At 64.6% G+C, this 23531-nt stretch carries 21 protein-coding genes and 1 tRNA gene; 9 read left to right on the top strand and 13 right to left on the bottom strand.

Annotated elements, in window-relative coordinates; translation table 11 throughout:
* Nucleotides 1-493: 493 nt before the first annotated feature.
* Nucleotides 494-919 carry a DUF1622 domain-containing protein gene (locus tag GOOTI_RS24455; protein ID WP_007241285.1) on the top strand — a complete coding sequence of 142 codons (426 nt, stop codon included), beginning with the start codon at nt 494-496 and terminating at the stop codon, nt 917-919.
* Here GOOTI_RS24455 and GOOTI_RS24450 read toward each other — a convergent pair.
* The 3 genes from GOOTI_RS24450 to GOOTI_RS24440 form a co-directional block, all read right to left on the bottom strand.
* Complete coding sequence (locus tag GOOTI_RS24450; RefSeq protein WP_083836008.1) at nt 916-1707, bottom strand: cutinase family protein; 792 nt, start codon at nt 1705-1707, stop codon at nt 916-918. The genes GOOTI_RS24455 and GOOTI_RS24450 overlap by 4 nt on opposite strands.
* A gap of 182 nt (nt 1708-1889) precedes the next feature.
* A complete protein-coding gene (locus GOOTI_RS27000) occupies nt 1890-2144 on the bottom strand; it encodes a DUF4190 domain-containing protein (RefSeq protein ID WP_007241283.1) in 255 nt (84 codons plus the stop codon).
* A gap of 1092 nt (nt 2145-3236) precedes the next feature.
* Nucleotides 3237-3413 carry a hypothetical protein gene (locus GOOTI_RS24440; protein ID WP_169315859.1) on the bottom strand — a complete coding sequence of 59 codons (177 nt, stop codon included), beginning with the start codon at nt 3411-3413 and terminating at the stop codon, nt 3237-3239.
* Nucleotides 3414-3481: 68 nt separating this feature from the next.
* Here GOOTI_RS24440 and GOOTI_RS24435 point away from each other — a divergent pair, with 68 nt between their 5' ends.
* Together GOOTI_RS24435 and GOOTI_RS24430 are read left to right on the top strand one after the other, a co-directional pair.
* Entirely contained in the window at nt 3482-4012 is a 531-nt protein-coding gene (locus GOOTI_RS24435) for a peptidylprolyl isomerase (protein ID WP_007241281.1), read from the top strand.
* 266 nt (nt 4013-4278) lie between these two features.
* On the top strand, nt 4279-4917 hold the full coding sequence (locus tag GOOTI_RS24430; RefSeq protein ID WP_007241280.1) for a rhomboid family intramembrane serine protease: 639 nt from the start codon (nt 4279-4281) through the stop codon (nt 4915-4917).
* 145 nt (nt 4918-5062) lie between these two features.
* On the opposite strand, the gene GOOTI_RS24425 is transcribed toward GOOTI_RS24430, so the two are convergent.
* Nucleotides 5063-5557: a PH domain-containing protein gene (locus GOOTI_RS24425; protein ID WP_007241279.1), complete on the bottom strand. Its 495-nt coding sequence runs from the start codon at nt 5555-5557 to the stop codon at nt 5063-5065.
* Between the two features lie 79 nt (nt 5558-5636).
* The gene (gene crgA / locus GOOTI_RS24420; RefSeq protein ID WP_005175908.1) at nt 5637-5927 is read right to left on the bottom strand and encodes a cell division protein CrgA; all 291 of its coding nucleotides are present in this window, start codon (nt 5925-5927) and stop codon (nt 5637-5639) included.
* Between the two features lie 201 nt (nt 5928-6128).
* Here crgA and GOOTI_RS24415 point away from each other — a divergent pair, with 201 nt between their 5' ends.
* Nucleotides 6129-6893, top strand: coding sequence for an aminodeoxychorismate/anthranilate synthase component II (locus tag GOOTI_RS24415; RefSeq protein WP_138985388.1), 765 nt, complete (start codon nt 6129-6131; stop codon nt 6891-6893).
* 58 nt (nt 6894-6951) lie between these two features.
* On the opposite strand, the gene pknB is transcribed toward GOOTI_RS24415, so the two are convergent.
* The 7 genes from pknB to GOOTI_RS24380 form a co-directional block, all read right to left on the bottom strand.
* Nucleotides 6952-8892: a Stk1 family PASTA domain-containing Ser/Thr kinase gene (gene pknB, locus GOOTI_RS24410; protein ID WP_007241277.1), complete on the bottom strand. Its 1941-nt coding sequence runs from the start codon at nt 8890-8892 to the stop codon at nt 6952-6954.
* Nucleotides 8889-10316 carry a protein kinase domain-containing protein gene (locus tag GOOTI_RS24405; protein ID WP_007241276.1) on the bottom strand — a complete coding sequence of 476 codons (1428 nt, stop codon included), beginning with the start codon at nt 10314-10316 and terminating at the stop codon, nt 8889-8891. The genes pknB and GOOTI_RS24405 overlap by 4 nt, the downstream gene beginning before the upstream one ends.
* Nucleotides 10313-11815, bottom strand: a complete 1503-nt coding sequence (locus tag GOOTI_RS24400) for a peptidoglycan D,D-transpeptidase FtsI family protein (RefSeq protein WP_007241275.1) — start codon at nt 11813-11815, stop codon at nt 10313-10315. The genes GOOTI_RS24405 and GOOTI_RS24400 overlap by 4 nt, the downstream gene beginning before the upstream one ends.
* Nucleotides 11812-13260, bottom strand: a complete 1449-nt coding sequence (locus GOOTI_RS24395) for an FtsW/RodA/SpoVE family cell cycle protein (RefSeq protein WP_007241274.1) — start codon at nt 13258-13260, stop codon at nt 11812-11814. The genes GOOTI_RS24400 and GOOTI_RS24395 overlap by 4 nt, the downstream gene beginning before the upstream one ends.
* Entirely contained in the window at nt 13261-14778 is a 1518-nt protein-coding gene (locus tag GOOTI_RS24390; protein ID WP_007241273.1) for a PP2C family protein-serine/threonine phosphatase, read from the bottom strand.
* Entirely contained in the window at nt 14775-15239 is a 465-nt protein-coding gene (locus GOOTI_RS24385) for an FHA domain-containing protein FhaB/FipA (RefSeq protein ID WP_007241272.1), read from the bottom strand. Before GOOTI_RS24385 ends, GOOTI_RS24390 begins: the two co-directional genes overlap by 4 nt.
* 203 nt (nt 15240-15442) lie before the next feature.
* A complete protein-coding gene (locus GOOTI_RS24380; protein ID WP_007241271.1) occupies nt 15443-16699 on the bottom strand; it encodes an FHA domain-containing protein in 1257 nt (418 codons plus the stop codon).
* A 331-nt stretch (nt 16700-17030) separates the two neighbouring features.
* On the opposite strand from GOOTI_RS24380, the gene GOOTI_RS24375 reads away from it, so the two are divergent.
* Nucleotides 17031-17116: transfer RNA gene (locus tag GOOTI_RS24375), tRNA-Leu, on the top strand.
* 179 nt (nt 17117-17295) lie between these two features.
* Here GOOTI_RS24375 and GOOTI_RS24370 read toward each other — a convergent pair.
* Nucleotides 17296-18081: an abortive infection family protein gene (locus tag GOOTI_RS24370; RefSeq protein ID WP_039994673.1), complete on the bottom strand. Its 786-nt coding sequence runs from the start codon at nt 18079-18081 to the stop codon at nt 17296-17298.
* Nucleotides 18082-18239: 158 nt separating this feature from the next.
* On the opposite strand from GOOTI_RS24370, the gene GOOTI_RS24365 reads away from it, so the two are divergent.
* From GOOTI_RS24365 to GOOTI_RS24350, 4 genes are all read left to right on the top strand, one after another.
* Nucleotides 18240-21416: an Eco57I restriction-modification methylase domain-containing protein gene (locus GOOTI_RS24365; RefSeq protein WP_007241269.1), complete on the top strand. Its 3177-nt coding sequence runs from the start codon at nt 18240-18242 to the stop codon at nt 21414-21416.
* Nucleotides 21413-22261 (top strand): hypothetical protein, encoded by an 849-nt coding sequence (locus GOOTI_RS24870; RefSeq protein ID WP_007241268.1) that lies wholly within the window; start codon nt 21413-21415, stop codon nt 22259-22261. The genes GOOTI_RS24365 and GOOTI_RS24870 overlap by 4 nt, the downstream gene beginning before the upstream one ends.
* Nucleotides 22258-23325: a phospholipase D-like domain-containing protein gene (locus tag GOOTI_RS24355; protein ID WP_007241267.1), complete on the top strand. Its 1068-nt coding sequence runs from the start codon at nt 22258-22260 to the stop codon at nt 23323-23325. Before GOOTI_RS24870 ends, GOOTI_RS24355 begins: the two co-directional genes overlap by 4 nt.
* Before the next feature lie 36 nt (nt 23326-23361).
* Nucleotides 23362-23531, top strand: a 170-nt coding sequence (locus GOOTI_RS24350; RefSeq protein WP_007241266.1) for an IS3 family transposase, incomplete at its 3' end; no start/stop codon positions are given.

Genomic DNA, 23531 nt, shown 5'->3' with positions numbered 1-23531 from the left:
ACTGTCTTGGTGAGGTCCTGGTCGTTGATGTCGGAGCGTTTGAACTCGGTCGTGAAGGTCTCTCCGCCTGTGGTCAGTGCACGTGACTCCAAAGGCCAATTATCCATAAGTATGGATCGGATTGGACCTAGTGCATATGGAGTCATAACTTTGAATCAATATGACGAGGCCTCGACTGCCAGGTGTGCCAGAGATCGGGTCAGCGTGTGCCATCACGCCCGGAGGTCTGTGCCCGTCGCTGGTCAGGACCAATTCCAAATATGCCCAGTTCAGTTCAATTACAGAAGTATCCCCGTTGATCGCCGAGCGCAATGCAGGCTTGGCGCCCCGGACTTCTCCGAGAGCGCGATCTCGACCGGATCCGCGCATCCGCAGCCGTCGTTTCACCGCCCCGTGCCGTGTATCAGCGTCGTTCGTCACCGCTGTCACACGGCAGAGGACAGCGTCGTCGACATCGAGCCGGGAAGTGGGTGTCAGCACGTACTCTCATCGCATGCATTTCGAGGACGTGTTCAACGGTGTCGCCGTGGGGTTCGAGGCGATAGGCGCGCTGACCATGGTGGTCGGGTTCGTCATGTCGCTGGTGCTCGCAGTCCGTGCGCTACGGCGTGGCGAGGGTGGCCAGATCGCGTATTCGACGCTGCGCAACACCCTCGGTGCCGCGATCCTGTTGGGTCTCGAGGTTCTCGTCGCCGCCGACCTGATCCGGACGATCACCTCCAAACCGTCCATAGAGGATGCGGTGATCCTGGGGATCATCGTGCTCATCCGGACCGTGCTGTCGATGTCGATTCAGATAGAGATCGAAGGCGTGGTTCCGTGGAAACGCGCACTGCTGACCAGTGGCGCGTCGGTCGCAGGACGAGAACTGGCACGTGACGCGGCCGCGCAGGCCGCGTCACGCACGCGCACCGACTAGAGTCGCGCGGCCGCGTACTGCGCAGCCTGGACGTTCATCCCATTCACGCCATAGAGGACATGTAGTGCGTTCGGTTGGCCGACGGGTGCACCGTCGCACACGACATCACCGGGGATGCAGTACGTGACGGTCTTCGGTCGGTACCGCGGCCCGACATTCATCTCGGGTGCGCCGATGTCGCGAATCCAGCGATCCGACGGCGGCGCGAACAAGACGACGGCCTTCACGCGCGGCTCGACCGACTCGGGCATGGGCTTGGGAGCCTGGGAGGCGTACTCGGCGTAGCGGGCGGGCACTGCGATCCCACTGTTCGCCGCGTAGGCGGCGACGGCAGCGCCCTGCGAGTAGCCACCGAGCACGATCCCGGTGTTCGGACAGCGAGCCGCGGTGGCCTTGATGTGGTCCTGTGCCGCGGTGATGCCGTCGACGACGTTGCGTACGAAGGCAACGCGATTGTTGAAGTTGTTGCTGGCTGGGTAGTCGACTCCGTACACCGACACCGTCTTGCCCGGTAGTTGGCTGCGCAGCGCCTGCGCGAACGACAAACCCGTCAGTCCGACCGGGGGTGCCGTTTCGGCGGTCCCGCGCGCGAACACCACCTCGACGTCGGGGCACGGAGCTGCGGCGGCCTGAGGTGCGGCAACAAGAGCCCCACCCGCGGCGACGAACAACGACCCTGCGAGCACTGCAACCCGGCGTGCGGCACGCAGGGTTCTAGCAGTCGGAACACCGTGGTCCCGAGAGGTTGGTCGGTCAGAACGTGCGCGGGGAAGAGCGAACTTCGGCATGGAGATCCTTTGCGGAGGTCGTTCGCCGGCAAACGTCGAGCACAGCCGACTGTGGATGAGAGTACTCACGGTATTCGGCTGATGTGCGGCTCCGGATGGGACTGCGCGCAGATCAGACCACAAACTCGTGAGCAGGATGCCGTCGCCGCTCACCGGAAGACCCTCGACGCTCGTTCAGCCCGTCAGAACACGAAGATGAACAGATACACCAGCACCGCGACCACCGCGACCGCGATCCAGGCCCAGCCGAGGCGAATGGCGACTGTCGCGAACGGTGCGCCGTACTGTCGAGTTTTCTCGATCTCGTCGCGCGACTTGTATCCGAGGTAGATCCCGACGGGCGACGTGATACCCAGCAGCGACAACACGAAAGCCCAGATCGCTGTGCGATTCATCGTCGGCGACGACGTCGATCCTGCGGTCCGAGGCGGGGCCACGGGCTCCTCCTGGTCTTCGACACGAGAACCGATGGTCTGCCGGTTCGACGGTTCTTTCACGGCCGAGTATGCCTGGGTCGCGGATTCCGCTCGTGCAGCTTGCTGCCCACCACGGACGGAATCGTTCGACGGCTCGGGGCGCCTGGGCGGCACGAACAACTTCTGTCCAGACTGGCCGTAATCGTTTGTTTCAGAACGCTTTTCGGTCGGGTTGTCTGTGTTTGCCGACGGGTTCCGCCCCACCGGAGAGTGTGGCCCAGGCGGGCCGACAGGCCGGCCTGGTGCGCTGGTGCGGTCACCCGAGCGCGGCGGGAGCCCTGCCGGAGCGGCGGTGTTCGGGCCTCTCATGCCCGGCGGCGGGGGTAGCGGGGCGCCGGGGCGCCGGGGAGGACCACCGGGACCCGATGTGCCCGGCCTGTTCGATGGCTGTCCTGCGCCGTACGCCTGCGCAGGACCCGCGGCCCGTCCGGTACCCGGTGGCTGTCCCTTGCCTGCCGGCTGTCGGGGGCCGGTGTGGGGGCCTCGCGAGGGCTGCCGCTGCGACGGCGGCCCGACCTGCCAACCCGGTCGAGGCCCCGCATTCGGCGGCAGTGGACGATCGGCTTGCGAGGGTTGGTCACCGTGTGGCGGGCGGGGGCCCTGCGACGGTCGCCCCTCCTGTGTCGGCCGGGACGGTCCACCGCTGGTGGGGCGAGGCGTCGACGTGTCGGCACCTGCTTTGTCCGGGGTCGCGCTCCATCCAGCTGTGCTCGACGGGCCGGTGGCACGCTCCCAGGGGGCCGGCGAAGCAGGCGCCACATCACGCTGAGGCCCCGATTCACGTGCGGCAGTGTCTCGTCCCGCCGATTCACGCTGTGGGGTGTCTGTCGGAGGTGCCGTCCGTGGTGGCAGGGCGGATCCCGGCTGCGACGGCTTGTCAGCGGCCTGCGCATCGTCGCCCGACGCGGGAGCAGACCACCCTGACGCTCGATGCGCGCCGGACTCGCTGTCGGCGTCGTCGGCTCGGGTGTCGTCGGAGTTCACGGGTCCAAATTACCTGCACCGGTGTCTTATGACCGCACGGACCGTCGACAACAGCGACTCGACTGCGGCTTATCCGGCGTCGGGATCCACGCTGATCGCCGTGGGCAGTTCGTCGATCCGGGGGACCGTCGCCGAGATGGGCGGCGGCTCCTGACGGCTACGCCGCACCACGACGAGAACGACGGCCACCACGGCCGAGAGCAGCACGAGTCCCCCCGCGACGGCAAGCACCTGCTTCTTCTGCATGTGCACAGCGTGCCAGTTCGCTGCGGGCGGATGCCACTTCTGACACCTGCCGCTGCCGAGGTGGTTGTATGGAGGGCGTGAGTATTGAAACGCAGACCGCGACCATCCACACCAACCGCGGTGACATCGTTGTCGACCTGTTCGGAAATCACGCACCCAAGACCGTTGCCAACTTCACCGGCCTCGCCGACGGCAGCAAGGACTACTCCGAGCCCAACGCATCCGGGGGCAACTCGGGACCGTTCTTCGACGGTTCGGTGTTCCACCGCGTCATCGAGGGATTCATGATCCAGGGTGGCGATCCGACGGGTACCGGCCGCGGTGGCCCCGGGTACCGCTTCGAGGACGAGTTCCATCCGGAACTGTCCTTCGACCGCCCGTACCTCCTCGCGATGGCCAACGCCGGGCCGGGGACCAACGGCTCGCAGTTCTTCATCACCGTCGGTCCGACGCCGCACCTGAACCGTCGCCACACGATCTTCGGTGAGGTCACCGATCCGAAGTCGCAGCAGGTCGTCGACGCGATCGCGACGACCGCCACCGACCGCGCCGATCGACCGCTCGAGCCGGTCGTCATCGAGAAGATCGAGATCAACTGAACGCACCGCAGCAACCGGCGCACACCACCCAGGTCTGCTACCGGCACCCCGACCGCCCGACCCTGCTCTCCTGCAGCAGGTGCGGGCGGTCGGCGTGTCCGGAGTGTCTCGAACCTGCCGCGGTCGGGCAGCACTGCGTCGAGTGCCGCCGTGGTGACGGCACACAGCGCGCGGCGCAGGCGGCTGTCGGCGCGCAGACGATCTCTTCGCCTGCGGTCGCTCGCAGATCACCGATCGGTACGTACGCACTGATCGCGGTCAACGTCGTGATCTTCGCATTGTGCGTGATCCAGGCGAAGTCGTTCGACGCCGGCCTCGCTCCGCTGTTCCAGCACGGGGATCTGGTCCGTGCCTACGTCGCCGACGGTGAGTACTGGCGGCTGCTCACCGCGGGTTTCCTGCACTTCACCGTCGCTCACATCGCGCTCAACATGATCTCGCTCTACATTCTGGGGCGCGATCTCGAAGCCGCTCTCGGCCTGGGCCGATACCTGATGGTCTACTTCATCGCATTGTTCGGTGGAAGCGCCGCGGTGATGCTCTTCGAAGCCGCCAACGTCCGCAGCGCGGGAGCGTCGGGAGCCATCTACGGGCTCATGGGCGCAGTGCTCGTGGTGGTGCTCAAGGCCAAGGTCTCACCGACCGGGGTCATCACGATCATCGTCATCAATCTGGTGTTCTCGGTGACCATGCCGGGAATCTCCCTCGCAGCCCACGTCGGCGGACTCGTCTTCGGTGCCGCAGCGACCGCAGCGATCATCTATCTCCCGGGCGTTGTGCTGAGCCGGGAATCGAGCACCCAACAGAACGCGTCGCGCGTTGGTTGGATCGCCCTCGTGGTTCTGCTCGTCATCGCTATCGGGCTCGGTGTGGCTGCCGGCAGCTCGGTGTCGGGATTGGTCTGACGCCGACCTCGCTGAGACGCGTACTTTTTCATCGAAAACCCCTGTGGACCGCAGTTGTCCACAGGGGTTATTCACAGTGGGGATGAATTACACACATGTAATTCACTTGTTCACGCCGAGCGACGTGAAGATTGAAAGCAGGCGCTCAGCGCGCGTCGTCGACGTCGAATCCGGCTCGACGGAGCTGCTCGGCCACCTCTGAGGGTGTTGCGCCGAGATCCCATCGGCCGAACACATACAGCTTGGTGTCGAGTCGGAGAGCCGGGTCGTCCGGGTCGTGGGGCGGACCGTCGTCGGGGATCACGTCGATCTCGAGCTGCCCACTGCGTCGGCCGATGCGCCGAATGTCGAGCACCTTGATCTGCTCGATCTGTGCAGGAGCGCAGTGCCGAGTGCCGGAGAGGGTTCTGATGTGCAGGATCGGCCCGGAGCTCACCGACAGTCGTGGCCGGATCGTCCAGGCATAGGCGCCGAACCCGAGAAGCAGGATGCCCGCGAGGCACATCAGCACCGTTCCGGCGGGGTCCGACGCCGCGACCACACCCAGGACCACGAGCAGCGCCCCACCTACCACCAGGGCCGCAGCGGCCGAACGGGGCGTCGACCATTCACCTGTGGACAAGTCGGCATGGTTATCCACAGGAGTTACTCACAGTGGGGATGAATTACACACATGTCATTGGCATGCGCGACGAGGTGAATACAGCTGTTGACGCAGGTCAGCGCCATCTCATCGTCATCAACAGACCGGCGACCATCAAGGCGAAACCGATGAGGAAGTTCCACGATCCGAGGTTGGCCATCCAGTGGAGAACCTGGCCTTCGCCGCCGTACGTGGTCGAACTCGCCGCGAGGTAATAGACGATCAGCCAGGCGAGGCCGAGGAGCATCAGCCCGAGCATGACGCCCACGTAGATGCTGCTGGAGGGCCCGGTCTTGACCTTCACCGGCGTACGCGACGCCGGATTGATCGTGTAATCGGTCTTCTTCCGGACTTTAGACTTCGGCATGACTTCCTCTGTTGGGTGCAGATCACTCGACACCTACGGTATCTCACCTGGTCGAGCGTGCTACCCCGCTGGTCGAGCTTGTGTTCGTTCGCGGGGCGGTCCAGAGCCCACGTCCTGGTGGTGCCGGTCGCGCCCCCGCAGGCCGGGGCCGGGCCCCGTGCCACCGCTGGTCGCGACCAGCCTCCCAGACGCCCGGGTAATCTGTCGTCTGTGAACAAGCCCGACGATGAGTCCGCGCCAGCGCGCGGCCGTGTTCTCGTCATCGACAACTACGACAGCTTCGTCTACAACCTGGTCCAGTACTTGGGTCAGTTGGGCGGCTCCGCCGCGGGACAGTTGGGCGGCTCCGCCGCGGGGCAACCGGGCGGCCTCGACGTCACGGTGTGGCGCAACGACGATCCCGCACTGACGGACGAGAACGGCGAGATCACCCAGGAGTCGCTGCGGCAGGCGGTCGACGGATTCGACGCCGTGCTGCTGAGCCCCGGACCGGGAACGCCGCAGCGCGCGGGCGCCACGATCCCGATGGTGCAGCTGGCGGCGTCGGACGGCATTCCGCTGCTCGGGGTCTGCCTCGGACACCAGGCGATCGGTGCCGCCTTCGGCGCGACCGTCGATCGCGCCCCGGAACTGCTGCACGGCAAGACGTCTCAGGTCATCCACGACGACGATGGTGTCCTCGCCGGACTGCCGGATCCGTTCACCGCGACCCGGTACCACTCGCTCACGGTGCTCCCCGAGACGATTCCCGACGAACTCGTGGTCACCGGCCGCACCGACAGCGGCATCGTCATGGCGATGCGGCACCGCGAGCTGCCGATCCATGGGGTCCAGTTCCACCCGGAGAGTGTGCTCACCCAGGGCGGGCATCGGATGCTCGCCAACTGGCTTGCCGTCGCCGGTATCGACGTCGACGCCGGCTTGGTCGACGCGCTCGAGTCGGAGATGGCCGCCGCACTCGGGTGACGCGGGGCGCGGCAGTGTCGGTAACCCTGCCCGACGGCGCGCTCGGTCGGCGGCGTGACTAGTTCGGCAGCAAACTGAGCTGTCCGACCGTGACCGACACTGCGTCGTCGCGCGAGATCTGCGACCCGGCGGCCGGTTGCTGAGAGACGATCTTGCCTATGTCGGGACTGCCGAGCGGCACGCCCTTCGTCGACTGCGTCAGCGTCGAATCCGACCATCCGCGCGACTGCAGCGTGGCTCGTGCCTGTTCCGGGGTCTGTCCGCGCAGGTCGGGCATGGTGAACTCGTTGCCGCGTGAGACGGTCACCTGAACGGTGCTGCCCTCGTCGACGGACGTTCCCGCCGACGGAGAGGAGCTGATGACCTCGCCGACCGGGCGGTCGGAGTCACCCTGCACGACGACCATCTTCAGGTTCGACTGCTCGAGCAGACTGCGCGCCTGGTCCTCACGCATACCGACCACGTCGCGCACGGTGACCTGTCGCGGACCGCTTCCGACGTGGAGCACCACCGGACTGTTGACGGCAGCATTCGTACCCGACGCCGGGGTCGTGTTCACGACCTTGCCGTCCAGCGCGGCAGTCGAGTCGACGGTGTCGGTGCGGATGTTGGTGAACCCGAGCACCTTCAGTGCCTCGGTCGCCTCCTCGGGCGTCTTGCCCTCCATCGACGGCACCTGATGCCGCGGCGGACCCGACGACACGTACAGGGTCACCTCCGACCCGTCTGGCGCGAGCACGTTCGCACCCGGCGCCGATCGGGTCGCGGTGCCCGCCTTCACGTCGAGACTGGGCTCCTGAAGCTGTTTGACCTTGAACCCGGCGCGCAGCAGATTGTTCTCGGCGTCCTGTGACGACAGGCCACTCACCGAGGGCACCGCGATCTGACGTGCACTCTCCGTCGCCCACGGCGCCCACCAGAGCAACAGTCCGGCAAGCAGCAACACGACCGCAGCGACCGATCCGAGGATCAGACCCCGCGAGCGTCGTCGAACAGGGGTGTTGTCGGACGTGTCTCCGGGCTCGGAGCCGCCCGTACCGCCCCCCGAGCCGTCGCCGCCACTGCCGCCGCCCCCGTCACGGGAGGCCCGACGAGGCCCGGTGTCGAGGAACTCGGTCCGGTCCTCGTCGGTGAGCAACAGCGGAGCGGACGGACGGCCGCCCGCGAGTACTCGGATCAGGTCGGCTCGTAGCTCCGCGGCCGACTGGTATCGGTTCTCCTTGTTCTTGCTCATCGCCTTGAGGACGACGGAATCCAGCTCGCGTGGGATCTCCGGTCGGATCGACGACGGCCACGGCGGATCCTCGTGGACGTGTTGGTGCGCGACGGCCACGGGCGAATCCCCGGTGAACGGGGGCTCGCCGGTCATCAGCTCGAAGAGCACACAGCCCATGGAGTAGATGTCGCTGCGCGGGTCGACCTTGATGCCACGCGCCTGCTCGGGCGAGAGGTACTGGGCGGTGCCCATCACGGTCGACGTCTGCGTCATCGTCGACGTCGAATCGCTGATGGCGCGGGCGATGCCGAAGTCCATCACCTTCACCGCGCCCGCCTTGTCGATCATGACGTTGGCGGGCTTCATGTCCCGGTGCACGATCCCGTTGCGGTGGCTGAAATCCATGGCGGCGGCGACATCGGCCATCCACGTCATCGCTTGACGAGGTGAGACCGGACCGTTGGCTCGCAACACGTCTCGCAGCGTCTCGCCGTCGACGTACTCCATCACGATGAACGGCAGCGGCCCGTCGGCCGTCTCGGCTTCGCCGGTGTCGAAGACCTGGACGATCGTCGGGTGATTGAGTTTCGCCGCGTTCTGCGCTTCACGGCGGAAACGCAGATAGAACGACGGATCGCGCGCGAGGTCGGCGCGCAGCACCTTGATCGCGACGTCGCGGTTGAGCAGGAGGTCACGCGCGAAGTGCACCTCCGACATGCCGCCGAATCCGAGCGTCTCGCCCAGTTCGTAGCGGTCGGAGAGGTGGTGCGGTGTCGCGGTCATCGGCTCGGCAGACAGAAGGGCGGACAGAACTGCCCGGTGACGGTCGGCGCCCCGGTGTCGCCCGCCGTCGTGGTGGGCTCCTCCGGTTCCGGTTGTGTCGTCTGTTCCTCGGTCGTCGGTTGTTCGGTCGTTGTGGGGCGTTCACGCGTCGTGGTGGTGCGCTCGCGCGTCGTCGTCTCCGGCTCCCGCCGTTCGACGGTGGTCGGCTCGGCAGTGGTGGTCTGGGTGACCGTCGTCGACGGCACCGGTGTCTGCGCCGAGCCGGAATCGAGGTTCGCCAGCCAGTAACCGATGAGTCCGATCGCGCCGAGCAGCAGCACACCGGCGATTCCGGCCAGCACCTTCTGGCCGGTGGTCCAACCGTTGTTGTTACCGGGAGGCGTCGAGGTGGTCCGCGTGTACGAGGTCGGTGTACGGCCGGTTCCCTGCGCGACACCGGCGGTTCGCGCGGTCGCGGTGGGCGGCACACCGCCTGTCATCGCGCGGGTCGCACCGGTGCCACGAGCGAGAGCGGCACCACCGGCGGCCCCGGCAGCAGCGGCTCCGGCAGCACCCGCCGCACCGATCCCACCGGGCGGCAGAGGTCGACGTCCCGCGCGGACGGCGGCGACGGCATCGGCGAACTCACCGCCGTTGGCATACCGCTGCTTGGGGTCCTTCGACAGCGTGATGTCGATCAGTTCACGCACCGACGCGGGGATGTTGGCGGGCAGCGGCGGCGGCGTCTCCCGGATGTGCTTCATCGCGACGGTGATCGCGCCGTCCCCGAGGAACGGTCGACGCCCCGTCAGGGCCTCGTAGCCGACGACGCCGAGCGAATAGACATCCGACGCCGCGGTCGCCTCGTCACCGGTCGCCTGCTCGGGCGAGATGTACTGGGCGGTGCCCATCACCATGCCCGTCTGGGTCACCGGGGCGGCGTCGACCGCCTTGGCGATACCGAAGTCGGTGATCTTCACCTGACCCGCGGGCGTGATGAGGATGTTTCCCGGCTTCACGTCGCGGTGCACGAGTCCGGCGCTGTGCGCGGCCTGCAGGGCGCGTCCGGTTTGCTCGAGCATGTCGAGTGTGTTGGTCAGCGACAGTCGGCCGAGTCGGGAGATGACCGAGTTCAGGGGCTCGCCGTCGACGAGTTCCATCACCAGGTAGGCCAGCGGGCCACCGCCCGCGCGGTCGGGGGTCTCGCCGTAGTCGAAGACGTTCGCGATCCCGGGATTGTTCAGCTTGGCCGTGGTCTGCGCCTCGGTGCGGAACCGGGCGGTGAACTCGGGATCGTCGGAGTACTCGGCCTTGAGCACCTTCACCGCGACACGACGATTGAGCCGTGTGTCGATGGCCTCCCAGACCTGTCCCATTCCGCCGGTCGCGATGAGCCTGATCAGGCGATACCGGTCGGCGATGATCGTGCCGTTCTGCAGGCTCATCGTCCACCTCCCACCAGTGAGTTGATCACAGCTCGTCCAATCGGCGCGGCAACGGTTCCGCCGACCGAATTCACACCGTAGTCGCCGTTCTCCACGATCACGGCAACGGCGATCTGCGGATTCGACGACGGTCCGAACGCGATGTACCAGGAGTACGGGGTCTCCGAGTCGCCACCCGCGCTCGTGTCGGAGTGCTCGGCCGTGCCGGTCTTCGACGCGATCGACACCGGACCACCCGCTCCCGCGGTCGCCCGTTCCGACTCGACCATCATGCTGGTGAGCGTCGCTGCCTGGTCGGAGGTGATCGGTTCGTTGATCGTCGTCGGCTGAGTTGTGCTCAACGTGCGCAGATCTGCCGATTGCAGTTTATCCACCAGGTAGGGCTGCATCCGCACCCCTCCGTTGGCGACGGTGGCCGCGATCATCGCGTTCTCCAGCGGGGTCAGGCGCACGTCACGCTGTCCGATCGCCGACTGCGCCAGGGCCGGGCGGTCAGGGATGGCTCCGACGGTCGAATCCGCGACGGGCATCGGTATCTCCGGTCCCGACTCGTCGAGGCCGAAGCGTCGAGCGGTGTCCTTGAACTTCGACGTCGCGTCGGGCATCTTGTTCGTCACCAGATCGGCGAAGGCGGTGTTGCACGAGTACTTCAACGCCGTGGCCATCGAGACAGTGCCGCCCGACGAGTCGGGGCACGTCTCACCGCCGTAGTTCGGCAGCGAGATCGTCGTATCGGGCAGCGGGAACTGCGAGGCAGACGTGAGTCGGACATCCTGCGACACACCGTCGCGCAGCGCAGCCGCCGACGTCACCACCTTGAACGTCGAGCCGGGCGGGTAGAGCTGGTTGATCGCACGGTTGAGCATCGGCTCGTTGCCGTTGGGATCGTTCCACCCCGCCCATGCCGTCTCGCGTACCGACTGGTCGTGGCTGGCGAGCTTGTTGGGGTCGAAGCTGGGCGTCGAGACCATCGCCAGGATCTTGCCGGTGTTCGGCGCGATCGCGACGACCGCACCGCGACATCCGCCCTGACAACCGTTGCGCATCTGGTTGTAGGCGACGCGTTGCAGTCGGGGGTTGATGGTCGTCACGACGTTTCCGCCACGGGGATCCCGACCCGAGAACATGTCGGTGAAGCGCTGTCCGAAGAGCCGGTCGTCGCTGCCGGAGAGGAACGAGTTCTCGTAGCGCTCGACCTCGGTGCTCCCGTACTGGTAGGAGAAGTAGCCGGTCACCGGCGCAAACGCCTCGGCGCCCTCCGGCGGATAGCTGCGCAGGAACTTGAGTCGGCTGTCGGTGGGCACCGACACGGCGATCACCTCACCGCCCGCGGTGATCGCACCGCGTTGGCGCGAGTACTCGTCGAGCAGTACACGATTGTTGCGTGGATCGGACTTCAGCGCGTCGGCTTTGAAGACCTGGACGTAGGTGGTGTTCGCGAGCAGCACCACGATCATCACGATGACCACCATGGACACCCGGCGGATCGGATTGTTCATGCCTGCCGCACCGCCTGGGTGGGTAGGGACTCGATGGGCTTGGGCGTGGGTCGACGCTTCGTCGGGTCGGGTTCACGAGCAGCGTTGGACACACGGATCAGCAGGGCGAGCAGGATGTAGTTCGCGAGCAACGACGACCCGCCGTACGAGATGAACGGTGTTGTCAGGCCTGTCAGCGGGATCAGCTTGGTCACGCCGCCGACGACGACGAAGATCTGCACGGCCATCGTGAACGAGAGGCCTGTCGCGAGGAGTTTGCCGAAGCTGTCGCGGACCGCCACGCCCGTGCGCAGGCCGCGCATCACGAAGATCAGGTAGAGCATCATCACCGCGGTCAATCCGACGAGGCCGAGTTCCTCACCGATGGTGGCGATGATGAAGTCGGTGTTGGCGAACGGCACGATGTTGGGTCGTCCGGAACCGAGGCCGGTCCCGAACAATCCTCCGGTCGCGAGCCCGAACAGGCTCTGGCCCACCTGGTATCCGGTCGTGTCGAAGGTGGCGAACGGGTCCTGCCACACCTGTACGCGGACCTGCAGGTGGGGGAACAACTGGTACGCCAGTACCGCTCCTGCGGCGAACAGGGTGACGCCGATCGCGACCCAACCCGCACGGCCGGTGGCGACGTAGAGCATCGCGAGGATCGTCGAGAAGATCAGCAGCGGCCCGCCGAGGTCGTTCTCGAGAGCGAAGATGCCGATCGTCACGATCCAGGCGATGAGCAGTGGTCCGAGGTCGCGGGCACGCGGCAGGTCCATACCGAGGAAGTGCTTGCCCGCCGTGGTGAACAGGTCACGCTTGGACACCAGGAGAGCCGCGGTGAAGATGATGATCAGGATCTTGGAGAACTCACCCGGTTGGATGTTGAAGATCGGGGTGCGGATCCAGTTCTTCGATCCGTTGATCTCCGACATCGACGCGGGCAGGATCGCCGGGATCGCCAGGAAGATCACACCCCCGAGACCCAGCGTGTAGGCGTAGCGCGAGAGTGTCCGGTGATCGCGGATGAAGATCAGGATGACTGCGAACGCGATCACGCCCAGCAATGCCCAGAGCAACTGCTGGTCAGCATTGTTCGTCTGCTCCGTCGGGCTGATCTCCTCACCACGCGGGCCCGACCCGAGGTCGAGACGGTGGATGAGCACTAGTCCGATTCCGTTGAGCGCAGCCACAATTGGCAACAGCACGGGATCGGCGTGCGGTGCATACCGCCGTACGACGAGATGCGCGATCGCGAACAGTGCTGTGTAGGCGGCCACGTACTTGAGCAGATCCCAGGTGAGTGACTGCTCCTGCGCGGCCTGCACGATGATCAGCGCGACCGTCATTATCCCGATGGCGAGGACGAGAAGGATCATCTCGGCGGTGCGACCGGTTTGGCGGGCGGGTTCACGTGGCGGAGCGTGCTGGGTGGCGCTCGCCTGCGGATTCGACGGGTGCGACATCTACGGTTCCCGACACGGTCCGTCGTCGAACCCCGGCTGGGCTGGCGTGGATTCGGCTGGGGTGGACGGCGGCGCCGACGTCGCAGGACTCGACGGATCGGCAAGCGGTTCGAGCGGGTACCTGGCGGGCAGCGCGGTGTTGGGCGCGGGGCTCGCAGGAGGCGGCGCGCCGGGTGTCTGTTGTCCGGGTTGGCCCGGTGTCTGGGGTGCCGGTTCGCTGGTCGACGGCGCAGGAGTGCACAGGGGAAGAAACGTCAGGCGGCGCACCCGGTTGCGGGCGTCGTCGAGGTCGACCTTGCTCACCCCGAAGGTCCGCACGGTGTTCACGCTCGCCGAGTCGAGGTCGGAGAGCGCGAGTCGACGACATTCGTTCTTGTCGTCGAACGACTGGAAACTCACCGTGGGGGCGTCGGTCGCGGCGTTGGTGACGCACACCTTCTCGGCGGCGCTACTCGACGAGAAGAACAGGATCTTGTCGGGCGAACCCTGGAAGATGGTGACCTTTCCGTTGTCCTCGCCGACGTAGTACGTGCTGCGCAGCAGTCCGCGCGTCAAGAAGAACCCCGCGATCAGCCCGGCGATCACCAGCGCGACGATCCCAGCGAAAATCCAACGGCCCCAACGACTCTTGCGTGGCTGCGGATCGGGGTCGTCGGTGAGGATCGTCGGGCGCTGCGGTGCTGCGGCTGGCGGGCGCAGTGCCGCGGCCCTGCCGGCTGCGGTGGCGGGGTCGGGGGTATAGCTCTGTTCGGCGTCGTCGCCCGCTGCTCCGCCGACGATGGGCCGCGACTCGCCGTATTGGGTGTCGACGACGTCGGCGAGCACGACGCTGACGTTGTCAGGGCCACCGCCGCGCAGCGCGAGCTCGATGAGACGGTCGGCGCACTCCTTCTCGTCCTCGATCGAGCCCAGGGTCTCGGCGATCGTCTCTTCGCTCACCACGTCCGAGAGTCCGTCGCTGCAGAGCAGGTATCGATCACCTGCGCGGGCCTCGCGGATCGTGAGGGTCGGCTCGACCTCGGTGCCGGTCAGCGCACGCATGATCAACGAACGTTGTGGGTGGGTGTGTGCCTGCTCGGCGGTGATGCGACCCTCGTCGACGAGGGTTTGCACGAACGTGTCGTCGCGGGTGATCTGGGTCAGCTCGCCGTCGCGGAACAGGTAACCACGTGAGTCGCCGATGTGGGCGAGTCCGATCCTGCTGCCTGCGAAGAGGATCGCTGTCAGGGTTGTGCCCATACCGTCGAGGTCGGGGGAGCGCTCGACCTGTTCGGCGATCGCGGCGTTGCCGCGATGGGTGGCACGGTCGAGCGCGGCAAGCAGATCGCCGCCCGGCTCGTCGTCGTCGAGGGTGCGCAGTGCCTGGATGACGAGCTGGCTGGCAACTTCGCCCGCCGCGTGGCCGCCCATGCCATCGGCGAGCGCGAGGAGTCGGGGCCCTGCGTAGAAGGAGTCCTCGTTGTTCGCACGGACCAACCCACGATCGCTCCGCGCGATGTAGCGCAACACCAGTGTCACGGGCGCAGCTCGATCACGGTCTTACCGATGCGGATCGGTGTGTTCAGCGGGACCTTGACGGCGGTGGTGACCTTGGACCGGTCCAGGTAGGTGCCGTTCGTCGAGCCGAGGTCTTCGACGTACCAGTCGTCGCCGCGGCGCGAGAGTCGCGCATGGCGCTCGGACGCATAGTCGTCGGTCAGGACCAGTGTGGAGTCGTCGGCGCGGCCTATGAGGACCGGTTGGGTGCCGAGCGTGATGCGAGTGTTGGCGAGTGCGCCGTGCGTGACGACGAGGTAGCGCGCGGACCCCCTGGCCGTGGCGGCTTTCCGACGACGACGGTCGGCCCCGGTGTAGCGGGAGAGTGTCGAACCCGACGCCGTCGCGATGTCAGCACGGACGACGCGGATCACTGCGTAGACGAACAACCAGAGGAGGACCAGAAACCCGATACGGGTCAACTGCAGAACCAAGCCCTGCATCTGGTCCTCACCTCCCTATGCCATCTCGTCTGTGAACGTGGGTCGCGGGCCGACGCTTAGCGCGCCACAACGGATCCCGACTGCATCTTATGGGCCAGAGTCGCGATCGCCGTCATTCGGAAGTGACAGTTGTGTATCGACGCCCGGCCATCACGAGGATGCCACGGGCGTCGATCCGGCGAACGCTGCTGGTCTTGTCGGTCTTATTGGAAGCGGACGGTGATGTCCGAGTGGCCGATGCGAATCCGGTCACCGTCGGCGAGTTCCCAACTGTTGACCTGGACGTCGTTGACTGTGGTGCCGTTGGTCGAGTTGAGGTCGGTGAGCATCGCGGTGCTGCCGTCCCAGCGGATCTCGACGTGTCGACGCGAGACGCCGGTGTCGGGGAGGCGGAACTGCGCGTCCTGGCCGCGGCCGACGACGTTGGAGCCCTCACGCAGCTGGAAGGTGCGGTTGCTGCCGTCCTCGAGAAGCAGGGTGATCGCCGCGGGAGCGTAGCCGCCGGGGTGGCCGTAACCCTGGTCGTATCCGTAGCCGGGTTGCTGAGCGTAGCCCTGGTCGTACCCCTGCTGTGCATAGCCCTGGTCGTAGCCCTGCTGGGGGTAGCTCTGCGCGTAGTCGTAGTCCTGCTGGCCGTAGCCGGGCTGTTGTGCATAGCCCTGGTCGTACCCCTGCTGGCCGTAACCCTGCTGCTCGTAGCCCTGGTCGTATCCGTAGCCGGGCTGCTGGCCCTGCGCCGGGTAGTAGCCGCCCTGTTGCCCGTAGCCGGGAGCCTGCTCGTATCGCTGGCCGTAACCGCCCTGCTGGTAGTCGTAGCCCTGCTGGGCGTACTCCTGACCGTATTCCTGCTGGCCCTGGCCGTAGCCCCGGGCGTCGTCGTAGGCGGGTTCTGCGCCTCGCCGCTGGTCGTAACCGGGATTCTGCGTCATGGCTGGGACTCCTACTTGTTGTGATGCATGTGGTTGTGGTGGCGGGCCAGGTGTCGGCGGTAGCGGTTGCGGCACCTGGGGCCGACCACGTGTGGACTGTGGTGGCTGCCCGACGTCGCCACGCTGGTCGGACGCGCTCGAAGCCGGACGTGGTCTCGCATCCGGATCGACGCGACCACGCGCACGGAAGATGCCGGTGTGCAACGCGGGGGACTGGTCGAACTCTACGACGACCTTCCCATATGTTTGCCAACCATTGTCGGCGATGAAGTTCTCCAAGTGTTTGGAGAACGTCTTGCGATTCAGCTCGTACTCGGCTGCGATGTGGTCATGGTCTGTCGGGCTGAACAGCAAGGAGTAGCTGTTCGCAGCCAGAATCGTGCCGTCGCCGAGTGATTCCAGAGACTCCTCCGCCTCGCGCTGCAGACCATTCTCGATCTCCTGCGGAGCCACCTGACCACCGAAAACGCGCGCAAAGCCGTCGTCGACAGCTCCTTCTAGTTTGCGCTCAAAGCGTTGCAGGATTCCCACCGTCGACCTCCCTTCGCAGCAGTGGTGGCGTGTCGTCGTGCATGTGACCTTGATTGATGATACCGATACTTACGGCTAACACCGTCTCAGATCAACTGCTGCACCATCAACACCAGAACTTTCAGACGGCAGCAACAGTCGCCGTCCTCCCGCTCCCCGAGCGGGTTGGCTCGCCGGGCGCGTCTTCGTTTGCCGAGCCCGTCTTCGTTTGCCGAGCCCGTCGAGGCACCCGCAGCATCGAGTTTTACATCGACGGCGCATTGTTGCTATCGTTCTCCAGTCGTCGGGCAACCCAGTTCGACGGCATGCCCGCCGAATCCTCGGCGGCCACGGGCGAGTGGCGGAATGGCAGACGCGCTGGCTTCAGGTGCCAGTGTCCTTCGGGACGTGGGGGTTCAAGTCCCCCTTCGCCCACCACGGAGCAGTTCAGCTCAATGCGGTACATCAGGTCAGGTTGCGGAAATGCGGTCTGACCTTTTGTTTTGTTGCGGTCGGTTCGGCGGCTCGTCAGAACCTTTGGTTGTGGGGACATGCGGGTAGTGTGTCCCGTGCAGTGCGTGCGCGGGCGATGGCTATGAACCGACGAACGCTGGAGATCACGACTTCCGCGACGGCTTCTCGATGTGGGTATCGATCAAGAACCCGGCAATTGCAAACCCCGCGTTGACCGCGAGCTTCGCATGCCGCGGAGCAGGGCCAACGGAGCGTTTGCCGCGACCATGAGCATCGCTGAGGGCATTCCGCATTCCAGCAAGGCCACTGACGACTGTTGCAGCGCCGCTGAGAATTTGCTTGATGATTTGTTCGGAGTGCTGGTCAGGCGAGACCTCCATCGCCGATGCCGCAACCTTGTACAGCTTAGCGAGGTCCCAGGAGTTTTCGTAATCAACTAACCGTTCGTCGCAGATGTGCTTGCAGACACTTTCCAACGTTGTGCGAGTAGCAGTGATCGCGCCGTCAGGGTCGGACGTCACCTTGCCCAGCGCCGCCGTCCACGACTTAGTGACTGCCTGCGAGTCCTCCAGCTTTTCCAAGCCTTGGCTGGCTGCTTTGGCACCCGGCGTCCCATCGGCCAATAGGAGCGAACTGAGCTTCTCAATCTCCTCGTCTGCAGGCATTCCGTACCTGCTGGCACCGTCGTAGCTGCAGAGCTCGAGCAGAAAGGTCTTCTGCTGCTGCAACGGCATTGACTTGAGGCCAGCCTGGAAGATCTGCCACCGCGACATGGATCCACCACCCCAACCCTGGTACGGGCCAAGCGCATCGGTGTACTCAGCAAAGATCTCGTGGATCTCGGGACCGCTGAATCCCGTCTCGCGCGCGAACATGTCGGTGGCTAGCTTCAGGACGCGGTAGGGCAGGCCGTTCGTCTTGGATGACACGTACCCATTGTTGGATACGAAGCACTGGATCGCGTGAAGCTCCATCGAGTCAGTACCGATGGGTGCCAGGACTTCCCCCATTCCGTCGGTCGACGCCGATAAGGTTTCTGACCGGGCGGCACGATGGCAGCCCGTAGGTGAGCCGGAGGAGTACAGCTGTGCGTTTGAGCGCCGACAAGACCGTGAAGTGGACTGCAGCGTCCGCGCCCGACGGCGTTGCTCCTGACAAGGTCTATTTCGGCCCGGACCCGCACCACCTCGGAGGCTTCCAGGTTGCCGTTGCGCGCGCTGCCTCCGCACCGTCCCGACAGGTGCTTCGAGAGCTCTTCAACGCGCGCAAGGGCAAGACGCAGGTCCAGCTCACCATCGCAATACTCCACGACGAAACCGCCTACTTGTTTGGCCCTGACCCTCAGGCGCAGGCCGTTGAACTCCCGATCGAGCAGGCTCAGCGTCAACTTCAGTCTGTCCTCGCTGAGCCTGACGTGTTGGCCGCGACGGAGCGGTACGCAGCCTTCCGCAAAGCGAATGACACGATAGGTGTCGCGGGATTCACCAACAGCGGATTGTTTGCGACGCACCACATTACGAGCAATGTCCCTAAGCGATCCGACTGGGAAGCTCTCGGCAACAACGCCGAGCCGTTACTCAGCAAGCGGGGTAAGCAACTAGTGGAGGCACTCGGATTCGGCACGTCGCCAGGGCCAAACGGAACGATGTTGCTTTCGACCGGTGGCCACCCACCTCGTGCAGTCGCGGTTCTACTGGACGACACCGAGCAATTTGACACCAAGACGCAGCGATTCCAGCTATCACCTGTTGCCTTCGGACTCGCTGTGGCATCGCGGCAGGAGGTGCCGTGGCTGATCGTGCTCCGCAAAGACCAGATCAGGCTCTATCCGGGTCGCGACGGGGTTGGCGTGGGATCTAAAGGTCAGGCTGAGACCTTCTTCGAGGTCGACCTCTCCACCATTGACGCTGAGTATGGGGCCTTGCTCCCGCTTATCTTTTCGGCAGACGCACTCGCTGTCGACGGGTCTGCCGACGAGCTATTGCGTGACAGCTCACGCTATGCCACAGCGCTGGGCGAACGTCTTCGTGAGCGGATTTACGACGAGATCGTCCCACCTCTCGCAATTGAGGTCGCTCGTCGACTCGCGAAGAGCGCTGGCGTGACGCTCGACGCTGAGGGACTTGCGCTGGCCTATCGTGTCACGCTCCACGTACTGTTCCGACTCATCTTCCAGGCATATGCCGAGGATCGCGGCCTTCTGCCGTCAGGTCGTAACGAGGGCTTCGATGCGAACAGCCTCAAGACAAATGCCCGACGCTTGATCGACACAGACCCGGGCGACTTCGGAGATTCATCCACCATTTGGTTCGACCTTGTGCAGGTATGGAACGCGATCGATCACGGTAACCCGCAGTGGCAGATCCCCTCCTATAACGGAGGGCTGTTCTCCAACGACCCGGACCGGTCGCCTGAAGGCGCGCTCATAAAGAGAATCGAGCTGCCGGACAATGTGCTCGGCCCGGCGCTCAGGAGCCTTCTCATCGACATTAATGAGGACGGGGTACTCGGCGCTGTTGACTTCCGCTCGTTGAGCGTTCGCGAGTTCGGCACGATCTACGAGGGTCTCCTAGAGAGTTCACTTTCCCAGGCTGAGCAGAACCTAACGGTAGACAAGAGTGGCGCATGGGTACCGGCCAAGAAGGGCGACGAGGTCTACGCGCGTTCAGGTTCGGTCTACTTTCACACCGCCTCGGGTGAGCGTAAGGCGACAGGTTCGTATTTCACGCCGAAGGTTGTCGTCGATCACCTCATTGAGCGATCCGTCGTGCCCGCATTGACGACTCACCTTGAGAAGATCGCCGGCTACCTAGACAAAGGTGACGCCTCGGCCGCTGCAAGGGAATTCTTCGACTTCCGCGTCGCGGACCTCGCGATGGGCTCAGGGCACTTCCTCGTCGCGGCAGTCGACAAGATCGAAGCACTGATGCGCAGCTTCCTCACCGTGCACACAGTGCCTGGGGTCACTGAGGAACTGCTCCGCCTTGCGGTAATCGCTCGTGATGCACTCGGGACTGATGACGTAGCCAAGAGCGAGGTAGACGAAGTCGGCCTACTCCGTAGGCAGGTCGCACGCCGCTGCATCTACGGTCTGGACGTTAACCCCATGGCCGTCGAGCTCGCACGCCTCGCCCTGTGGATTCACACCTTCGTGCCTGGCTTGCCAATGAGCAACCTGGATCATGGCCTCGTGAACGCCAACAGCCTCACGGGTGTTGGCACCATTGACGAGGCGCTCGATGCTTTGCAACCGCGACGTCAGCCAGGCGAGATGAGTCTTTTCGACGAGATTCTGACTGATCAACTGGAGTCGTCGAAAACGCTATTGGTGGATCTGGCGAACGCGAGCGAGGCAAACAAGGCGGAGGTCGAAGAAGGTTCGCGGCTGCTTGCGCAAGCGCGAGAGGCGGCGGGAACTGCGCGCCAGATCTTCGACGCTGCGGTCGCCGCGCGAATCGGCGCGATCGACCTGGGTGCAATTTTCGATAGGGATTCGTTGAACCGGCTGATTTCGCGTCCTGAGGTAGGGGAGACCGCGCAACACCTACAGCCCGCACACATGCCGTACTTGTTTCCTGAGGTCTTCCAACGGAAGCGTGGAGGCTTCGATGTTCTGCTCGGGAATCCACCGTGGGAGAAGATGAAAGTCGAGGAGCGGATTTGGTGGGGCACAAGGCTGCCGGGGCTCGCGCGCGGGATGACGCAGGCCGAGCGCATTCCTGCGCTCGCTGCCTTCCGAGCGAGCCGGCCAGATCTCGAAGCGGAGTACATTGCCGACGTCGCTCGGGTGGGCGCCATGAACCAGGTGATTAAGAGTGGTCCGTTCAAGCTGGGATCAGGCGATACAGACCTCTACAAAGCATTCGCATGGAGGAATTGGCAACTAATTCGCGAGGGCGGTCGGTTCGGCGTGGTACTCCCTCCGGGTGCCTTGTCGGGATCGGGGTTGGCTGATTGGCGCAAGGAGATTCTTGCATCCGGCACGTTCAGCGACGTGTGTTTCATCATCAACAACGGGGGCTGGATCTTTCCGAACGTTGATGGGCGTTACACGGTGGGGCTCACTGTCGCTGAGCGAGCGGTCAGCGATCGGCGGGGAAGGGCGTTGTCGCGTGGGCGGGGCCGTTCGCTTCCGAGAAGTCGTTCTGCGAGAACGCAAGAGCGCTTGCTGAAGTACCCGTCGCCGAGTTCAAGGAGTGGTCGGCAGGCGCCGTCTTCCCTCTCATCCCCGATGCAGAGTCCGCCCTGGTCTTTCGGCAGATGAGGAAGAGCCCGAGGCTCGACAGCGTGCGGCTCGGAGCCCAGTTCCGTCCGGCAACTGAGTTGCACGCTACGGCGGACAAGGCACTGTACGAGTTCGACCTGGACGAAGCCCGAGGACGTATTCCGGTCTACGCAGGGTCATCTTTCAACTTGTGGAATCCTGACGCCGGACCGCCGTACGCATACAGCCCCGAGGCGACTCTTCGGGCACACCTAGCCAAGAAGCTCGCCGGTGCAGTCCGTTCAAAGCGGTCGGTATACGCGGGCATGCAATTCGAGGGCGGAACGCTACCGCTCGATAAGGCTCGGATCGCCTTCCGCGACGTGACGAGTCCAACTAACACGCGAACGACGATTTGCTGCCTATTGCCACCTGGCGTTTCGACAGTGCACAAGGCACCGCTCCTCGTCCGACGGGGCGGAGATGCCTCGTCCGAGGCCTACTTGCTAGGCGTGATGAGTTCGATCCCGTTCGACTGGGTAACGCGCCGATGGATCGAACTGACCATGTCATTTGAGTTGCTCATCTCGATGCCAGTCCCGATGCCCACAAACTCAGAGGTTGTATCCGGGAGAGTGGTAGAAATCGCAGGGCGCCTGGCGGCATTCAACGAGCGCTTCGCTGGCTGGGCCGCAGAAGTCGGTGTACCAGTCGATTCCGTCGAGAGTGCGGCTGAGAGGGACGCCCTAGTAGCTGAACTAGATGCACTCGTGAGCCTGCTATACGGACTCACTGAAAGCCAAGTCCGGCACGTGTTTGCCACCTTCCACCGTGGTTGGAACTACGAGGCCCGTCTCGACGCGGTTATTACTCACTATCGAGAGTGGAGGAGGGGTAAGGCATGACGCAACTGCCCGACTTTGCGACCAATCACGCATCGACCGAAGCGGGACTCACGGTTGCTAACAAAGTCAATGAACTGTTCTGTCTGCTGCGCGAGAACAAGGTGACTGCTCCACCGATTGCTATCGCGACGGCCTACGTCAACCCAGCGGGCTTCGCGCTTCTCGCTGACGAGTTGGAATTAGCGCCCCGAGTACGGCTGTTGCTCGGTGCTGAACCCGAGGAGGAATCGGTCCGGGCGATCACCTCGGGCGACTCCGATCAGGACGCACGACGAGATGCCGCCATCGAGCATCACCAGGCCTGGCTGGAGGCCGAGCGCGACACCATGGGCTTCGCTCGTGTTCCTACTGCCGAGGCGAAGCGCATGGTTGAGTGGCTGAAAAGCGTTGATTCCGAACTTTTTCCAAAGGTCGAGGTGCGGCGCTATTCGGGAGGCTTTCTGCACGGAAAGACGTACCTTGTCGAGGACAGCGCGGCGCAAGCCGCGATCGCGGGGTCGTCGAATATGACTTACGCGGGCCTCGCCCGCAATGCGGAGTTGAATCTGGGCACGGGTGGTGGGACAAGTGCGGCCGGGAAGGTGCGTGAGTGGTTCGAGCACTACTGGTCACAGAGCGACCCGTATGACCTTGCTGAGCTGTATGGCCGCCTGTGGGATCCGCATACGCCGTGGGTGGTCTACCTTCGGATGCTTTGGGAACTGTATGGCGAGCACCTCGATTCCGACGAGAACCCCGAACCCCACACGCGCCTTGAGCTGACGCGCTTTCAGGCGGATGGGGTGGTGCGTATGGAGCGCCTTCTCGATGAGCATGGCGGTGTCCTTGTCGCCGATGAGGTTGGTTTGGGCAAGACGTACCTTGCGGGCGAGGTCATCTACCGAACAGCAAACATCAACCGGCAACGGGTGCTCATTGTCGCGCCAGCTGCGCTGAAATCGTCGATGTGGGAACCATTCTTGGAATCCTACGACTTCAGTCGCTGGGTGAAGGTCTACTCCTATGAGGAGGTGCGCAACTGGCGTGTCCCCCGTGAACCGGTCCGGTTGGTTCTAGAGTCCTGATTGCCCTGATGAGGGCGCGAAGGGACGATAGGAATCATGGCGGGACGTAAGCGTCACTCGGCCGAGGACATCGTGCGCAAGCTGCGCCGAGCTGATGAGTTGGCCGCGGAAGGTAAGACCGGTGAGGAGATCGCCGCCGACCTCGAGGTGTCGGCCGCGACGTTGTACAACTGGCGCCGCCAGTACGGCGGCATGGACGGCGACGC

This window comes from Gordonia otitidis NBRC 100426 (assembly GCF_000248075.1).
In the GTDB taxonomy this organism is placed as follows: domain Bacteria; phylum Actinomycetota; class Actinomycetes; order Mycobacteriales; family Mycobacteriaceae; genus Gordonia; species Gordonia otitidis.
The sequence above is the reverse complement of the archived record's forward strand: the minus strand, read 5'-3'. Positions and strand labels throughout refer to the sequence as shown.